The 16971-nt window shown below is 68.9% G+C and carries 10 protein-coding genes and 1 pseudogene; 6 read left to right on the forward strand and 5 right to left on the reverse strand.

Features of this window, described 5'->3' with window-relative positions:
• Positions 1-62: 62 nt before the first annotated feature.
• Positions 63-353, forward strand: coding sequence for a hypothetical protein (locus ACWDN5_RS33275; RefSeq protein WP_449679072.1), 291 nt, complete (start codon positions 63-65; stop codon positions 351-353).
• A 322-nt stretch (positions 354-675) separates the two neighbouring features.
• Here ACWDN5_RS33275 and ACWDN5_RS33280 read toward each other — a convergent pair whose 3' ends face one another.
• Together ACWDN5_RS33280 and ACWDN5_RS33285 are read right to left on the reverse strand one after the other, a co-directional pair.
• The gene (locus ACWDN5_RS33280) at positions 676-1590 is read right to left on the reverse strand and encodes a zinc ribbon domain-containing protein (RefSeq protein WP_449679081.1); all 915 of its coding nucleotides are present in this window, start codon (positions 1588-1590) and stop codon (positions 676-678) included.
• A pseudogene (locus tag ACWDN5_RS33285) lies at positions 1579-2469 on the reverse strand (recombinase family protein); the annotation flags it as partial. The gene ACWDN5_RS33280 and the pseudogene ACWDN5_RS33285, both read right to left, overlap by 12 nt.
• A 1074-nt stretch (positions 2470-3543) precedes the next feature.
• On the opposite strand from ACWDN5_RS33285, the gene ACWDN5_RS33290 reads away from it, so the two are divergent.
• Positions 3544-4242 (forward strand): TIGR02391 family protein, encoded by a 699-nt coding sequence (locus tag ACWDN5_RS33290; protein ID WP_449679073.1) that lies wholly within the window; start codon positions 3544-3546, stop codon positions 4240-4242.
• A 135-nt stretch (positions 4243-4377) separates the two neighbouring features.
• On the opposite strand, the gene ACWDN5_RS33295 is transcribed toward ACWDN5_RS33290, so the two are convergent.
• Both ACWDN5_RS33295 and ACWDN5_RS33300 read right to left on the reverse strand, forming a co-directional pair.
• Positions 4378-4554 (reverse strand): hypothetical protein, encoded by a 177-nt coding sequence (locus ACWDN5_RS33295; RefSeq protein ID WP_449679074.1) that lies wholly within the window; start codon positions 4552-4554, stop codon positions 4378-4380.
• A 778-nt stretch (positions 4555-5332) separates the two neighbouring features.
• Positions 5333-6511, reverse strand: a complete 1179-nt coding sequence (locus ACWDN5_RS33300) for a hypothetical protein (protein ID WP_449679075.1) — start codon at positions 6509-6511, stop codon at positions 5333-5335.
• A 101-nt stretch (positions 6512-6612) separates the two neighbouring features.
• Between ACWDN5_RS33300 and ACWDN5_RS33305 the strand changes: the two genes are divergently transcribed.
• Both ACWDN5_RS33305 and ACWDN5_RS33310 read left to right on the forward strand, forming a co-directional pair.
• On the forward strand, positions 6613-7515 hold the full coding sequence (locus ACWDN5_RS33305; RefSeq protein WP_449679076.1) for a DUF4231 domain-containing protein: 903 nt from the start codon (positions 6613-6615) through the stop codon (positions 7513-7515).
• A gap of 482 nt (positions 7516-7997) precedes the next feature.
• The gene (locus tag ACWDN5_RS33310) at positions 7998-11618 is read left to right on the forward strand and encodes an nSTAND1 domain-containing NTPase (RefSeq protein WP_449679077.1); all 3621 of its coding nucleotides are present in this window, start codon (positions 7998-8000) and stop codon (positions 11616-11618) included.
• Here ACWDN5_RS33310 and ACWDN5_RS33315 read toward each other — a convergent pair.
• Positions 11615-12811, reverse strand: a complete 1197-nt coding sequence (locus tag ACWDN5_RS33315) for a phage tail sheath family protein (protein ID WP_449679078.1) — start codon at positions 12809-12811, stop codon at positions 11615-11617. The two genes, ACWDN5_RS33310 and ACWDN5_RS33315, sit on opposite strands and share 4 nt — an antisense overlap.
• Before the next feature lie 128 nt (positions 12812-12939).
• On the opposite strand from ACWDN5_RS33315, the gene ACWDN5_RS33320 reads away from it, so the two are divergent.
• Positions 12940-14364, forward strand: a complete 1425-nt coding sequence (locus tag ACWDN5_RS33320; RefSeq protein WP_449679079.1) for a hypothetical protein — start codon at positions 12940-12942, stop codon at positions 14362-14364.
• A 715-nt stretch (positions 14365-15079) separates the two neighbouring features.
• Positions 15080-16971, forward strand: a 1892-nt coding sequence (locus ACWDN5_RS33325) for a tetratricopeptide repeat protein (RefSeq protein ID WP_449679080.1), incomplete at its 3' end; no start/stop codon positions are given.

The following is a 16971-nucleotide window of genomic DNA, read 5'->3' on the forward strand; positions in this document are numbered from 1 at the left end:
CCAGGTGAATCTCGCCGACGGCGATTTTGCACGCCGGCAGGCCCGAGAACGCACTGAGCGACATGAACTCCGACGATCCACCGGAGGGCCACTCTCTCCCGGTCGGCGCCACCTCGAATGACCCACCCGCCTGGCGCTGGATCTTCCTGCTCACCCACTACGGCTGCGGCGGCGGCTGGCGCCCGATGTGCAAGATCCTGCTGCTGCTTGGGATCCCACTCGCGCTGCTCATCGTGCTGTCGCTAGCGACCGGCCCCTGGTGGGTGCTGGGCACCAGCGCCACCGCCGGCGGCGCAACCTGGCTGCGCCGCCGCGCGGCCCGCCGCGTGCAGCAGCTCGGCTGCGCTGGCTGACGACATCCGTTATGTGCTGGGGTCCGCGCTGGCGCGGGCACCGCAACGCTGCAGATTGGCGAGCAGTCCTTGGGGCCGACCGTCAAGTGAGCTGATCGAGGCGTACGAAACCGTTCGCGCCACGCCTGCCGAGATCAAGCCCGAGTCGGCCACCAAGCCAGCGCTGAAACAGAGACCGCGAAAAAGTCAGCGGTCTGAGGGTGAGTGCCGGGCAACTTATGCGTGAGCGCATGGCCGGGCGGGCCGAAGCCCGGTTGCGGGCCTCGAGGTGCTCAGCGTCTGTATAACGACGTAGTACCGGGTGGGGCCACTGCACGCGGAGTCAGAGTTCGCACCGTCGTCGGGTGTGCAGCGCTGCCCCCCAGTCGGCTTCGTCTGGAGGGTAGATGCGAGGGTCGTGACTCTGCGCTACCATTAGCGCATGATCTCCCCAAACACGGGAGATATCCCACGTATGGGGGTTCAAGTCCCCCCTCGGACACTTACCATAACCCCAACTGTGCGCATCGAGGCTAGTCTCGATGCGCACTAGTCGTTTTCCGGGGTGGTAGGTCGCATGTAGCTGGAGCTGCCGGTAGACCTCCGCTTTGCGGTCGGTGTCGGCTGCGGCCAGGGCGTTCCGGATGTCGCCTAGCCGCTCGATCAGTTCGGCGATTTGCTCCTTGGTGAGCCGTTGCGGCAGGGGGCGTGTGACGAGGCGTGCCTTGGCCTCGGTGCGCCGGGCCTGCGTTTCGGTGATCCAGGAGGTGACCAGCTTGACGTCGGCTCCGGCTTCGAGGGCTGCGCGGTGGCGTCCGAGTGCTCTGTCGCATTCCTCGACTGCCTTGGCGGCGGCTGCTGCGCCGGGGTCGATGTCGAGTTCGGGCTGGGCTTCGTAGAGGTCGTCGATGGTCTCAGCGAGGCGATGGGGTGTGAAGCAGGTGCTGAGCCAGCTGTCGAGCGGCCCGATGAGGTCCCGCTCGGCGAGGTAGACGTTGCGGGGGTGCTCGGTCTTGTTGGCCAGCCCGTACTCGTTCGGGTAGCGGCAGCGGTAGAAAAGCTGCTCGCGGCTCTTCTGGCCCTGCATCCGACGGCCGCAAATCCCGCAGTGCAGCAGGCCGCGCAGGACGTAGCGGTGCTGGGTACGCGTGCGTTCCCGGGTCTTGCGGCCGGCGCCCTTGGCGGCGGCGATCTCCTGCGCCCGTTGGAAGGTCTCGACGTCGATGATGGGCTCGTGGACGATCTGTTCGGAGAAGATCCACTTGTCGCGGGTGTTCCAGCGCATCTTGGTTTCGTGGCCGAGGCCGACGTCTTCGACGTCGATGAGGACTTCGTCTTTGCGTTGCTTGTTCCAGACCTGGCGGCCGGTGTAGCGGGGGTTGGTGAGGATGACGCTGACGGCGCCTTTGGCTCAGGCGACGCCGGTGCGGTGGCGGTTGCGGGTGGGGTCGTTGCTTGAGGGGGAGAGGATGCCGTCGCGGGTGAGTGCTTCGGCGATGGCGAATTTCCCGCGGCCGGCGATGTACTCGGCGTAGATGCGCTGCACCACCGGCGCGGTGGCGGGGTCGGGTTCCAGGCGATGCAACCGTTTGCCTTCGGCGGCTTTGGCCGGATTGGGGTGTGGGCCGGCGTCGGCGAGCTGGTAGCTGTAGGGTGGTCGGCCGCCGAGGTAGCGGCCTTCGACGGAGGCTTGGGCGGCCATGGCGGCGCGGACGCGGATCTTGATTCGGTTGCGTTCTCCCTTGCTCATCCCACCGAAGACGGACATGACCAGGTCGTGAGCTTCGGATTCCGGCTCGATGGCACCGCCGACTTCGGGCACCCACAGACCGACGCCGTAGTGGACGAACAACGGGAAGGTCAGGCCGTACTGATTGCCGTAGAAGGCACGCTGAGGTTCGCCGATGACGACGGCATCGAACCCGCGGCCAGCGTTGCGCATCGCCGATAGCAGCCGGGTCGCCTCAGGCCGTCGCTTCCAGGGAATCGAGCGGGACTGCCCGACGTCGAAGAACTCGGCGACGATCTCACCGTGCTTGTCGACCAGCGCCTTGGCCCGGGCCAGCTGCCAGTTCCGGGAGGCCTCCGGATCCTGCTGGTCCTCGGTGGAGACCCGGCCGTAGAACGCGAACCGCATGATCAGGCCGCCTTGTCCGCGTCAAGCAGCAGCCACAGCAGAGCGCTGGCCGCGCCGTTCGACAACTGCGGCGGGGACGCCGGCAGCAGGACGGTCAGTGGGACTACGTCGCATCGACGACCAGACCGAGGCCGACTGTCGGCCGCGTCCCGGCGTGTCGGCGGTCGTGAACGGCGCGGTGCCGGGCTTGATCGTGGAGAAGTGTTCGGAGAAGTCGTCATGTCCGCCCCGGGCTGGTCGCGTTGCAGGAATCGTCCACGACACCGTCGTAGCGGCCAGAGCGGAAGTACCCACTCAGGTCGACTTCGACGGCGCGCGTCTCGACGACCAACTCCGCCTGAGGAGCAGCAGGGAGACACCGCGATACCGAATCGTAATGGTCATCTGGTCTGATCGCGCAGCCGTCTGACCTGGGGCTACCGTCGCCGAGCGATCGCCAGATGAATGCAGGTCGTCTTCACACGGCGCGTGCTCGTGACTGTGACGGCTCGAAGGAGTTAACCGGAGGGTTCTTGGTTCGAGTCCAAGCGGGGGAGCAAAGCCCAGGTCATCGACCTGGGCTTTTTGCTACCCATGGGTAGGGGCGATTTAGTGTCTATCTTGACGGTCGTCCAATGATCGGCCCGCTGACCTGTGGGATCGGGCTGCCATGGTCCGCTGGCTGGCCGCGTCGGCATCAAGACGTAACCCCTGTGGGCTCGGCGGCCGCCGGGACGCGCCATGCCGCATGTGGCGTAGCGGCCCCGCTCCACTCTGTGGTTGTGGAATTCAGAGTCGAAGACCGTTAAGCCGGCCGGTGTGCTCGGCCGAGCGGGCGTCCGTGGACTGCTCAGCCCGGGGCCTTGAAGTTCGATGTCTGCCACTGGGGGCCTGGCCGGCTGCGTTGCCGGCGCCGCCATCGTGCTGTCGAGTGATCTGAAGGAACCCGGCGAGCAGTTCGAAGGCGGTACGGGACAGCTTTCAACGACGCACGTCACAGAGGCGATCAGACCGCAGCGTCGTTGCGTGCACCCGTAACAAGGTCGGCTTGGTCGACGACGGTAGATCGCGACGACGAGAGGACGCCGAACTCCCATGACCTGGACGCGGCCGAGAGTCGAGACGCTGGCCCTGCCGATCGACGCGCTCGCCTTGTTGATCTTGCGCGACTACAAGGCTGGAGATGGCTGGAACTGGCAGAACTGGATGAGGGGCGCCGAGCAACAGGGGACCGCCCGGGATCGTGAGATCGGCCGCGCGTTGTCAGAGGGCTGGAGTTGGTTGATGACTCACGGTCTGGTCGTACGCGATCCGTCGCAGCCGTCTGCAGACGCATATGTCGTCAGTCGCTTGGGCGAGGAGACGTTACGGTTCGGCGTCGGCAAGCTCGCTGCTGCCGAACGGCTGGGGATGTCGCTGCACCCGCGCATCGCCCAGCTGGTCGAGCAGCAATTCCTGCTCGGCGAGTACGACGTCGCCGTGTTCGTGGCCATGCGAGAGGTGGAGATCCGTGTCCGAGACCTCGCCGGCGCGTCGGACTCGGACCTGGGCACCAAGCTGATCGACAAAGCGTTCGCTCCAGGGATCCCCGGGGTTCTAGTCGATCCCAAGGCTGAGCCAGGTGAGCAGCAGGCGATGCTGAACCTCTTCAAGGGGGCCATCGGGATGTTCAAGAATCCGACGTCGCACCGAGCCGTGAAGTACGAGGACCCGGCGGTCGCCGGCGATGCGGTCCTGTTGGCTGATCTGCTCCTGCGGCTGCTCGACGGTATCGAAGCCCGGCCGGTTGCTTGATCAATCGCCCTGATTCGCGACGTTGTCTTCCATCTGGGAGACGAGACCAGTCGCCTCGGCGAGTCTCAGGAGCCCACGTGTCTCGGCTTCGCAGCCGGGTTTCCCCATGCCCGCGCGGAGGGGAGCCGAGATCTCCTAGACGATAGTGGCATCGATGCCGGGCACGCAGCTGTAGGGGCCGCCATCTCGCCTGCTCTTGACGAAGATGTGCTCGCCGAGCCGTAGTCGCCGCCCGATCTGGGGAACGTGGCCGATGACTTCCGTGGCAGGGCGGTTGCTGGCGGTGCGCCGCTCGAGCGGTACATCGTCCACAAAGTGTGTCGTTCGGGCTCGCTCGGTGACTACTCCCGAACTCGGGTGAGCAACTGACGGGCACGTCCTTGACCAGCGAAAATAGTGCTGGTGACCCCCTCACTGCCAGTGAGGGTCGATCATGGCTCTGACCTGCGGCGATAGAGAATCGCCTTGTGAAATGATGCGCTTGACTGCCGTTGCTTGCAACTGCGTGTTGTTGAGTGCAGTTGCAACAGGAGGTTTGCCCCAGCTGTGCCCCAGTGAAATTGGTGAGAGGACTGCGCACGTTCTTTCCGAACAAACGTGCGGTCAGCGCATGACCCCGGGCGCATCCTGCGGCGAGGCACGCTCAGCTGACGTTACGAAGTGGACGCTGACGGCGAGGCTGCCTTAAGGGCGTGCGGTCGTGGTAAGGGCGGCGTGGTGGGCTCGGGCTACGGCGTTGACGATGGCGAGGCCGAGACCGTGGTGGTCGTTGCGGTAGTTCACGGGGTTGCTGATCTTCGCCTATGTCACTGAGGTCGATGGCGAGGTTGCTGGCCGTGGTGAGGGTGTCGGGGTCCGCGCACCCCAATGGTTCTGACTCACTTCGATACAGACCTTAGCGGAGCCGTCTGGCCACTGCCCGGTGTGGACGGATGAAATGTCTACAGGGAATCGTAAGCCGTGGAAGACGAGGGGGCGCAACGCCAAAGCTGATCCACTGTAGGCGGACCTCCACTCGTCCCTGTTGGGTCCGGTCAGCTCGCCTGGAGTGAAAGGACTGCGCCCTGTCGGTGACCACCTCGGTTCGTCGTCACGACCGGTGGGTGCTCGCCGCGATTTCGAGGCTTGCCCTCAATGCGTGCGTGAAGTGCCGGGGACCCCGGCCGGTCGTGCGGTAGGCCAGGACGTCGCAGCCGTCGAGGCGCTGCTGCAGCCGCGCGGTCAGCGAACCGAGCTCGGGGATGACGAACAGGTGGCCGAGCCGCTCGTACTGTCCGACGAACACACAGCGCCTGCCGAACCGCTCGCGCATCTGGTCGATCTCCCAGAGAATGGCCTCGGTCGGCTCGGTGACGTCGATCAACGGGACGGCCGCGTCGGCGCCGAACGCCCGCACGGTTTCGCGCCACACTTTTGAGTGAACCGTCAGCACGAACAGGCGGGCGCTGATCACCCGCTTGCTTTGGGCCAGCACGATCTGGCGCGCGGTGCGGATTGACGGCTCGTCAACGATGCGCAATGCCTTGCGGCCGTCGGCGAGCCGGATGCTGCGGGCGATCGACGAGGCAGCACCGGAGAAGGGCGCCGCCACGATTCCCGCGGCGCAGGCGGCCAGGACCACCGCGGAGAATCCCAGGATTCCGTAGGCGACGTTCCAGAACAGCCGGGTCTGGCCCTCGGGATTGCGGGCGTCCGCCAGCCCCAGCAGGCCGTCGAGCACACCGTGGTGCCCGGTGACGGACAGGGCGATCACGCCGCCGACCGCCAGCAGCAAGGTCGCCCACACCACATTCCCCACCCGGGTGGCGGCCGAGCGGATAAGGCGGCTCCAGCGGCCGGCGTTGTCCAGCGCCCGCGCGCCGCGGGCGCCGACCGCGCTGACGTGGCCGTCGTCGAGCGTTACGATGCGCCAGTAGCCGCCGATGCGGACGATCGCGGCGCTGACCGTCCGCGTCGAGTCGGTGTCACCGAAACGGCGCAGGTACAGCACCATGCGCCGGCTCCCGGTCTGCAACCTGCCGCCGACGCCATAGGCGAACCAGGTGAACGCTGCCGTGGCCAGCCAGAGGGGGAGGACCACCCCGGACGGCTTGTCCGCACCGGCGCCGAACAGCCACCACACCACCGCGAACGTCAGGATGAGCAACGGCCAGAACGCGGCGGTCCCCAGCACCAGCAGGATCGAGCCGACAGTGAACCGAATGCCGCGGGCGAACCCCTTCGCGGCGGCGTTGCGAGGTGGCCCGTCGAGCCCCACCCGGATCGGCACGGGTCCTCCTTCCGCGACCCTCCCCGGCATAGTCGCGAAAGCGGTAAAAAAGGTTACCGGCGACGCTGGTCATCGACCGCCGCGCATGGGAACCTCGCCCCGTGCCGTCCCCCGAACTCATCGACGACATCTGGCGACAGCAGTCGCTCTGGTCACAGGCCGCTGACCGGATGAAACGACGGATCGGCCGCGCCCGGCTGCTCGCCCTCACCGACACGTGCCTGGTCGCGGTCCTGGGCGCCCTCGCCGTCGCCTTATCCGGTCCGCTGCCGGTGGCAGGCCGGGTGCTAGCTGCCCTTGCCGCGTTCGGCGCGGCGGTGCTGACGTTGCTGCGGCCCGCGTGGAGCGGGCAGGTGCTGCGGGACTGGACGAGGGCGCGTTCGGTGTCCGAGGGCCTGAAGACCGAGGTGTATCTGTGGCTGGCACGCGCCGGGGCCTACCGCGACGACCCGCGGGCGATGCTGGTGCACGACAAGACCGCCCAGATCCGGCACGCCGCCGACGACCTCCTGCGGCATCAGATGGGACTGCGGCCGCGGCACCGGCCCCTCCCGGCCGTCCACGACCTCGCGAGCTACTTCGCGGTGCGGGTCGCGGGGCAGGTCGACGGCTACTACCGGCTCCAGGCGGCCGCGCTGGCCCGGCGGTTGCGGCGGTTCCGCGTCGCCGAAATCGTCCTCGCCGTGGCCGCCACAGCCCTCGGTGCGGCCGCGAGCATCGCGGGCGGAATCCTGATCGCCACCTGGATCGCGGTGGTAATGACACTCGCGGCGGCGCTCACGGTGCACGTCGCGGCCACGCGGTACGACTACCAGCTGATCGAATACCTGCGTACCGCGGAGCAGTTAGAGGACATCCGCACCGCCGTGGCCACCGCCGCACCCGAGGAGCTCGACCGGCTCGCCGTACGGGCGGAGGGCGTCATCTCCGTGGAGAACCAGGCCTGGATGGCCAAGCTCGTCCAGGACCCGCCGGACCATGGCCCGGCCCGGCCACGAACCTGAAAGCGGCGCTGTCCCGGTCCTGGTGCGCCCACAGCAGTCAGGACGGCTGCCGGGGATGCCTCCCAGAGGCCTTGTCCGTGCGGCGCCGGAGGTGCAGCGACGTCCCGATGCCGGACACCACCGCGGCGACGAGGGCCCTCCCGGCAAACCGCTGAGCCACATTTCGACCACGGCGCCCCGATAGTGGATCAGTGCGGCGGAGCCGACCGCCCACACGACGTCGCCGAGGGCGTTCGCCGTGAGGAAGTCGCGGTAGCGCATCTTCAGCGCCCCGCCAGTGGGCCGGCGAAGATCCGGAGCAGCAGGACGAACCGGCCCACGAACACCGCTCCCATGCTCCAGTGCTCGAACGCGCGTTCCGCCGTCGCCAGGTGCTTCGGACCGAAGTGCCGCGGGAATCGACTGCCCAGCCTGGTGAACAGCGCCCGAGCATGTCACGCCTTTACGCGAACTTCACGGATATAGTCACCTAGGCTGTGTGGGTGCGTCGTGTTCGGGTCTTCCTGTCCTCGCCGGGCGACGTCCGCGACGAGCGTGCGATCGCGCTGGACGTGCTTGACCAGCTGCGCTACGACGAGGAGCTGCGCGGCCGGGCGGACTTCGAGGTCATCGCCTGGGACCGGGGCGGCTCCGGCACGCCGATCCTCGCCACGCGCACCCCACAGGCCTCCATCGATGAGGGCCTACCCCGACCGTCCGAGTGCGATATCGTCGCCGTGATCCTCTGGTCCCGGATGGGCACCCCGCTGCCGCATCCGGAGTACAGCAAGGACAGCGGCGAGCCCTACCACTCGGGCACGGAGTGGGAGTTCGAGGAGGCGCTGCGCGGCGCACAGGCCAGCGGATCGCCCGCAGTGCTGCTCTACCGCCGGCTGCCCATGGCCCCGCTCGACCCCGACGAGCACGACGCCGACGAGCGGTGGGGTCAAGCCCAGCTGGTGAAGGAGTTCTTCCGGCAGCACCGCGACTCGCGCACCGGCGCGATCCGGCGCGGCCACAAGACCTACCGCGCGTCGGAGGACTTCCGGCGGGAGTTCGGGGCCGACGTAAAGGCCCTGGCGCGACGGCTGGTCCAGCAACCGGTCGCGCCGGTCGACGCGGTGCCGGCGCCGCTGTGGCAGGGTTCTCCGTTCCCGGGCCTGCGCGCGTTCACCCCGCACGACGCGCCGATCTACTTCGGCCGCGGCCGGGAGACCGACGAGTTGCTCGCGCGGCTGGCCGAGAGCCGCTTCCTCGCCGTGGTGGGCGCCAGTGGTTCCGGCAAGTCGTCACTGGTCGGCGCCGGGCTGCTGCCGCGGCTGGCGGCCGGTGCGCTGCCGGGCGTGCCGGACTGGCTGCTGCCGGTCCACGACCCGGCGACCAACCAGTGGAACGGTTTGCGGTTCACTCCCGGCGAGCTCGGGGACAACCCGTTCCTCGCTCTGGCAGTGAAGCTCGCGCCGCTGGTCGCCGGGGTGCCCCGGGAGCTCGCCGCCGACCTGGAGCGCGCGCCCGACCGGCTGGCCGGCCACCTCGGCCGGGCGCTCGTCGGCCGCCGCGAAGGCAGCGCGGCACTGATCTTCGTTGACCAGTTCGAGGAACTCTTCGCCACGGTCGCCGAGCCACACGTCGAGCCGTTCATCGCCCTGCTGGAGGAGATCTCGGCCGCGCCGAACGCCCGGGTCGTGCTGACCATGCGATCCGACTTCTACCACCGCTGCGTGGCCGTCCCGGCCCTGGCCGGGCTGCTGGAGCGCGGCCAGTTCCCGCTCTCGGCGCCCGGCGGCACCCTGTTCGAGATGATCATGCGTCCGGCCGAGCGGGCCGGCATGGACTTCGAGGAGGGGCTCGCCGGCCGCATCCTCGACGACACCGGCCGGGATCCGGGGGCGCTGCCGCTGCTCGCCTACACCCTGGACGAGCTCTACCGCACGCGCGGGGACACCAGCACTCTGAGCCACGCGGCCTACCAGCGCCTCGGCGGGGTGCGCGGAGCCATCGGCACCCGCGCGGAGGACGTCTTTCTGAACCGGCTGGACGAGGCGACCCGGGCCACGTTCTCCCAGGTCTTCCGCGAGCTAGTCGAGATCGACGAGCTCGGCCTGCTCGCCCGCCGCCGCGTGGGGCTGGCCCAAGTCGCGGTTGACGAGCCCACCCGGCGGTTCGTGGATGTCTTCACCGAAGCCAGGTTGCTGGTGCGCAGCGGCGAACCCGGGCGAGCGCCGATCGTCTTCGTCGCCCACGAGGCGCTGTTTGGCAGCTGGACCCGGCTGCGCGAGTGGATCGAGCTGATCCAGGACGACCTTCGGCTGCTGCGCCGGGTCCGCGCGGCGGCGCGGGAATGGGACGAGAACGGGCGCGCCGAGATCTATCGTTGGCAGCACGAGCGCCTGGAACCGGTCTATGAGACGGTCGAGCGGCTCAACCCGGCCCTGGACGACGTGCTGGCGGCGTTCGTCGAGCCGGAGTACGAGCGCCTGCTACCGACGCTGTGCGATCCCTCGGTCGAAGGCTATCGCCGGCAGGCGATCATGGACCGGCTCGCGGCCATCGGGGCGCCGACCGTTCCGGGGCTGCTGCACGCGATCCGGTCGCACGACGCCGTGGTGCGCATATCCGCGGCCGCCACGCTGGCCCGGCTGGGCGAGGCCGCGGTCCCCGGACTCGTCACCGCGGCGGGCGCCCGCGACCCGGAGGTGCGCCTCGCCGCGCTCGGCGCGCTGCGCCAGATCGACTGCTCCGGCGTGGTGCCCGCGCTCGCGAAAGGCTTGCGGGACGGCGACGAGCGGGTCCGCTCTCTGGCCACCGGGGCGCTCGCGGCGATGTCCGGCGAGGACGCGGCCGCCGCGCTGGCTCAGGCCACGACTGACGCCGACCTGGACGTGCGCTGGCGGGCGGTGGGCGCGCTCGGCGCCTTCGGCGCCCTGGCCATCGATCCGTTGCTGCTGTCGCTACACGACGAGGATCTGCGGGTGCGCACCGATGCGCTCGCCGCCCTGGAGGTGATCGGCCGGACGAACCCCTACCCGCTGCTCGATGCGCTACGCCACCCGGAGGCCGGGATCCGCGCGGCTGCGAGCGAAGTGCTCGCCGAGATCGGCCCGGCCGCGACGGAAGGGCTGGTCCACGCGCTCGACGATGAGGACCCCGACGTACGCTGGCGCGCGGCCGTGGCCATACGCGGTGGCGAGTCGGCGGTACCGGCGCTTCTGTCTAAGTTGACCGACGATTACCCAGCGGTGCGCCAGGCGGCGGTGGAAGCACTCGGCGGGGTCGGCGGCGAGGATGGTGTCCCGATCCTGGCGATGGCATTGGGGGACAAGGACATCGAGGTCGCGGAGACGGCGGCCAGGGCGCTCTCGTCGATCGCCCGTCGGCGGCCGCTGCTGCCCGGAGAGGCCGTGCCGAAGGAGCCCGGGGGCTGGGGAAGCAGCGAGCCGGCCGTGCCCGTGCTGGTAGCCATGCTGCACAGCGACCGGCGGGTGGTCCGCATCCGCGCGGCGGCCGCGCTGGCGGACGCGGGTCCCGACGGGATCGATGGTCTGGTGTCCGTGATGGATAGTGACCGGGATTCCGTGTGGATGCCGGCCGTTGACGCGCTGGCCCGGTGTGGCCGGCCCGCGCTGCCCGCCCTGCTTGACGTGGTGCGCGTCGGGCCGGCCGCGGTCCGCGAGCGGGCCGCGATCGCGCTGCGGGCCATGGGCGACCTCGCGGTTCGGGACCTCGTCGAGCTGGCCCGAAGTCCCGAACCCGAGGTGCGTCGCGCGGTCGCCGAGTCCCTCCGCGGCAGCGCGCACTCCCGGGCCCGCACCACGCTGGCCCGGCTGCTGCGGGACGGCGACCCGGCCACCCGCTCCGCGGCGGCGCAGAGCCTCGGCCGGCTGGGCAGCCTGGCGATACCCGTGCTGCTGCGGATCCTGGAGGAGCCGGACGCCGCGGTACGCACTGCCGCCGGCCACGCGCTGCGGATCGTCGGCGAGCCGGCCGTGCCCGACCTGCTCCAGCTGGTGCACGGCGACGATCCGGACCTCCGTGGCCTCGCCACCGCGGTGCTGGCCGACATCGGCACCCCGGCAGCAGTGTTCGGGCTCTCGGAGCTGGGCCTGCTCCCGGCCATGGACTAACCCAGGAAGTAGACGACTCGGAAGTCTAGCTGGGGCCCGTCCTGCACGGCCACCGCGCAATCCACCGTGATCAGGCCGGTGTCCAGACTCTCCGGTGGGTTGGTCTCCTCGTCGCACTTGACGTAGTACGCCTCGTCCGGGTCGTCGCCGGCCAGCGCCCCGGAGCGCCATAGCATCATCAGCAGTTCCCCGATCTTCTGCCGGATCTCCTGCCAGACCTTCCGCTCGCGCGCGTTGCCGAAGATCACCCACTGAGTGCCGTGCCGGATGTTGCGGCCGATGAAGTTCATCAGCCGGCGAGTGCGCAGGAACCGCCAGGCCGGGTCGCTGGACAGGGTCCGCGCGCCCCAGACGACCGGGCCCTGACCGGCTGCGCTGGCCAGCGCGTTGATGCCATACGGGTTGAGCAGGCTCTGCTCGTCGAGCAGCAGGTCGGACTCCACCCCGACCGCGCCGCGAACGGGTTGGTTGGCGGCGTTGCGGTGCAGGTCGACACGGGAGTACACCCCGGCGAGGTGACCAGACGGCGGCACCGCGATCGTGCGGTTGTCCGGTGTGGGGATCCGCAGCCACGGGTAGTAGAGCGTGCCGTACTTCGTGTCGTACCCAGTGACGTCGGTGCGCCATTCCCGGACCTGCTGCACAGACAGGCCAGGCGGGCAGTCCAGGATCGCGATCCGGTCGCCCATCAGCTCGCAGTGCGCGATCAGGGCGAGCTGCACCGCCTTGACGTCCTCCATGTCGATGGCGCCGGCCCGGTATGCGGCCAACACGTCCGGAACAGCGACGACCGAGACGTCCTCGATCGCCTCGAGCCCAGCGAGCCCGGTGCGATCCTGAGCGTCGCCGACCAGGTCGTCGACGTCCGCCCGGGTCTCCTCGCGGCCGTTGACCCGTACGACGTAGCAGCTTTTCCCGCCGTTGGCAAAGAACCCGCGCACGGCGTGGCCGAGGTAGGTGCCGTCGACCACCCCGCCGAACCGGCTGGTGAACTCCTTCCAGTTGTGCACCAGCGTGGCCACGTCCGGCGGCCCCTCCGCAGCCAGCCCGACGAACGCCGCGATCGAGTGTTCGGCGACCCACTTCGGTTCGGCGATCTCCGTCTGCGGCCGGTCGATTGGGCGTCCATGGGACAGCAGCTCCTGGACAGGGAGTTCCTCGATGTAGACGCCCGGTCTCATGTAGTACGGCACGTCGGGCAAGCCTACCGCTTTCGCCAGTTAACACGCGGTGCTCGCCAGTCGTCACGCTTCTCTCTCCCCCGTTACCTTTTTGGTGGCTTCCGACCAGGGAGTTGTGGTCACCAACCTCGGCATGACTAATGCCCCCGTACCGCTGGGAGCGGTACGAAGCCACTGCTGACCTCGCCGACCTGGAGGCCGCCGTTGGCCTTCGCCGGCAGCTCGTCGCCGACGGTCGCGAAGCGAACGGCCTTTCGCGCGAGGACCACCTGTCGAACCTGGTGATCTTCCTAACCGTCTGGCAGCTGTACCGGCACGACGCCGGTGTGTACGCCGAGATCGCAGAACTGGCGGAGGCGCTCGGCGAGTCGGAGCTTCCCTCGGTGCACATCCGGCCGCTCCCATGGGTGCGCACCTACGAGGAAGGTGGCGCAGGCGTCCCGCCGTCGCCGTCGCAGGGACGCCGGGTGTTGTTCCTGCACACCTTCAAGGATCCTGCGGCCGACGTCGTGGTCCTCCGACACCTCGCCGCGGCGCTGGGACCGCACGACCGCATCGTGATCCTGAGCGATACCCGTGATGAGGCCACGCTCGCCGCCGCGGCCGGTGACCGTGTCGACGTGAAGGCGACCTCGAGTGCGGCCTGGACCCGTGTCGTCCACGAAGAGATGGTGCTGGCCGACGCGGTGGTCCTGCACCTGTCGCCGAAAGACCTGGCTTTCCCGCGCGTCTCGGCGCCGAAGGATCTCAGCGCCGAGTTCCCCCGGGATCTGTGCGAGATCGGCCCCAACGCCGGCCCCGCCCACCAGGCGAGGGTGATGGCAGCGCTGAGCCGCTTTGAAAGAAGACGCGGGGACAGCTACGCCGCCACCCCGCTCGGGTCGATCCCGACCGGAGCGGGTCTCCTGCGCGAGCTGGCGTTCCCGTCTCGCCTGGACCGGCTCTCGCAGACTGTGGTCGTCGCCGACAACGGGCACTACTACCACCTCATGCAGCGGATCGAGAATGCCATGATCAGCATCGCCGACACGATGACGATCGACGGCCGGTACCGGACGCCCCGGCTGACTGCACTCGAACGGCAGCTGGAAGTGCTCGACGAAGAAGTACGCGGTATCACCTTCTCGGCCCGTCCGGACGGTGGCCTGTCCCCGGCATTCACCGCTGCGCTGGCCACAGCCCTGGCCGACGTCGATCCGATAACCGGCCGCGAAAGTATGCTCACAGACCTGCCGGTCGGTGTGTCGCCGAATCCGCGGAGGCTGCCGCCGGACAACCAGCTGAAAGTGGTGAGCGCGACGCCAGTGGAAGACCTCCTCTACATCCCGCCCGGGACATTTGTCGAGATCTCGCAGGAGGACGCCCGACACTATTTCGACGACGAGGTCGTCGCCGAAGGCTGTCCTCGCCGCGGCGGCCCGTTCGACCGCGTGTTCTTCTACACGACGGGCCTCGAGCCCCCCCCCGGGCTCGACAGGCTCGCGGATGTCGACTCGCACGGCAAGTGCCAGACGTGCGGCCGGCGCTCCACGGTGTTCGGCCCCGACAGCCTCGCTCCCTTCTGAGGCCCTGAAGGCCCGGGGATGACGGCCGATCAGCCCGAGCCGAGTCTTCAACCACGCCGACCTGCTCCCGGACCGCACGCCTGGCGCTGACGCGGCCTGGGAAAACGCCCGTTCCGGCCCGCGCCTGCGGCGGCGACGTCGAGCTGAGACGGCGGTCGGGAAGGTACCTGCTTCCGGCTCGTTGCAGCTGCCGGACGACGAGTTCACGGACTGATACCTCCGATCCTGGTCGAGAAGCCTGACGAATGCATCGGACGGCTTGGGTGTCCGTCGCATAGGCGACGACCGCACGGACTCGGGGACATCTTGCAGCCACACCACGTCGCCGCGACGCCTCTGGCCGCATGGCAGCAGCCGGTGCGCCGGCTTGGCAGCTCGCCCCGGCGATCCTGATCTGCCTGACCGTGGCCGCGGTTAGCGTCGAGTAGGCACGCGTCGAAAAGCCGGGGGCGACTTCTTGCTTGGGTAGTTGTCGCGCGCCCCGTTTCGTCGCCGCCCACACGATGCACCAGCCGCGGTTGGGCTGCTGGGTACCAGAGCTGCTCCCATAGGATTGCGCGATGCTCGTCGGCATGTCCTCGACGCGGGACTCTTCGTGGCCTAGGCTGTCTGGCCCCAGTATCGTCGTCGCCGTGACGGCTCGGTACGATTTCAGCGCGGTTGCACTACGGCGACCCGCCGTAACAGGTGTTGTCTCATCACCGATAATTCGTCGATGAACCGCGAATACGAAGCACCGTCCAACTCGGTGTCCGGGTCGGTTTACGGCTCCGTGGTTCAAGCCGGAAACATAACCGGCCACGTGGTGCTACATGGGCCCCCCGGGCAGCTGCCCTATCGGTTCGGGCGGATGCCCCCGTTGGCTGGCGCCTTCCAAGACCGCGCCGAACTCGACATGATCACCATGGTCGGGGTCGATGACGGGGTGCCCACGACCATCCTGTCCGGTCTGGCCGGAGTCGGTAAGACTCAGGTCGCCGTCGCGGCGGTAGAACGTGCGTGGCGGAGCGGTGAGATCGACCTGCTGGCGTGGATCAACGCAGGGTCACGGGACGCGATCGTGTCCGCGTATTCGGCGTTGGTCGCCGAACTCACCGGTATCGCCGACGCCGAGCCGGAGCTGGCACCCCAACGCCTTCGGACGTGGTTGTCCGATACCTCCGCCCGCTGGATGCTGGTTTTCGACGGCCTGAAGTCGCCGTCGGATCTGCACGGCCTGTGGCCACCCGCCGTCCGGTCCGGTCGCGTCCTGGTGACGACACGCCGTCCCGACATCGCGCCGCGCGGTCGTCGGCGTCGGCTGGTCGAGGTCAAGCCGTTCTCTCCGGCGGAGGCACATGCGTATCTGCACGCCGCGCTCGCCGATGAACCGGCGCTTCTCGACGGCGTCGACGAGCTGGCGCACGATCTCGGTTACCTCCCACTGGCGTTGGCCCAGGCCGCAGCGTACCTGCTCGACCGGCACATCTCCTGCGCCGAGTACCGCCTGCGGTTCGCTGACCAGCGGATTCGGTTGTCCCGATTGTTTCCGGAACCGGCCGAACTCCCCGACGGCCATCAGGCGACAGTCGCGGCGACCTGGTCGCTGTCGATGGACCGGGCTGACCGGCTGCCGCCCATCGGCGTTGCTCGGCCCTTGCTGCAGACTGTCAGCCTGCTGGACTCTGGCGGTGTTCCGCTGGAATTGTTCTCGACCGGGGCGGTCGGTGAATTCCTTGCGGAGCGAACCGGACGCGCGGTCCGTGCCGGGGAGCCACGTGAAGGCCTTGACGTGTTGCGACGCCTGGGCTTGGTCCATCTCGACCAGCGTGCCCTCGTGCCGGTGGTGTTGGTACATCCGCTGGTTCAACGCGCGGCTCGGGATGGCCTGACCGAACCGGAGCTGGCAGAGCCGGCGCGAGTGGCGGCCGACGGCCTAATGGAGCTGTGGCCGGACGTCGAATACGACCCGGCGATCGGCGCGGTGCTGCGAGCGAATGCCACCGCGCTCATCCAGGTCGTCGGAGACGAACTCTGGCAGCACGGCGCGCACCCCCTGCTGGTGCGCGCCGGACGCAGCCTGGGGGAAAGCGGCCAAGTCGCCGAAGCGGTGGCCTATTTCGACCGGCTCGCCGACACCGCGGACGCCCGCCTGGGCGCCGGACACCCCACCACATTTGCGATCCGGGCTCAACTGGCCATCTGGCGCGGAGAGGCGGGCGACCGTGCTGGGGCCGCTGCCGCATTGGCCGAACTGGTCGACGATCAGCTTCGGGTGCTGGGCCCGGACCACCCCAACACCCTGACCACCCGTAATAACCTCGCCTACTGGCTCGGGGAAGCAGGCGATCCGGTGCGGGCAGCCACCGAACTAGAGGCGGTGCTCGCCGACCGCATGCGGGTGCTGGGCCCGGACCACCCCAACACTCTGACCACCCGCAACAACCTCGCTCAGTGGCGCGGGGAGGCGGGCGATCCGACCGGGGCGGCCGCCGCATTGGCCGAGCTGCTCGCCGATCAGTTTCGGGTGCTAGGCCCGGACCACCCCAACACTCTGACCACCCGCAACAACCTCGCTCAGTGGCGCGGGGAGGCGGGCGATCCGACCGGGGCGGCCGCCGCATTGGC

The sequence above is a fragment of the Amycolatopsis sp. NPDC003731 genome (assembly GCF_053586895.1).

Bases quoted from the DNA above. Each gene is read 5' to 3' on its own strand.
- ACWDN5_RS33275 (WP_449679072.1), top strand. From the start codon at position 63: ATGAACTCCGACGATCCACCGGAGGGCCACTCTCTCCCGGTCGGCGCC.
- ACWDN5_RS33290 (WP_449679073.1), top strand. From the start codon at position 3,544: ATGACCTGGACGCGGCCGAGAGTCGAGACGCTGGCCCTGCCGATCGAC.
- ACWDN5_RS33320 (WP_449679079.1), top strand. From the start codon at position 12,940: ATGCCCCCGTACCGCTGGGAGCGGTACGAAGCCACTGCTGACCTCGCC.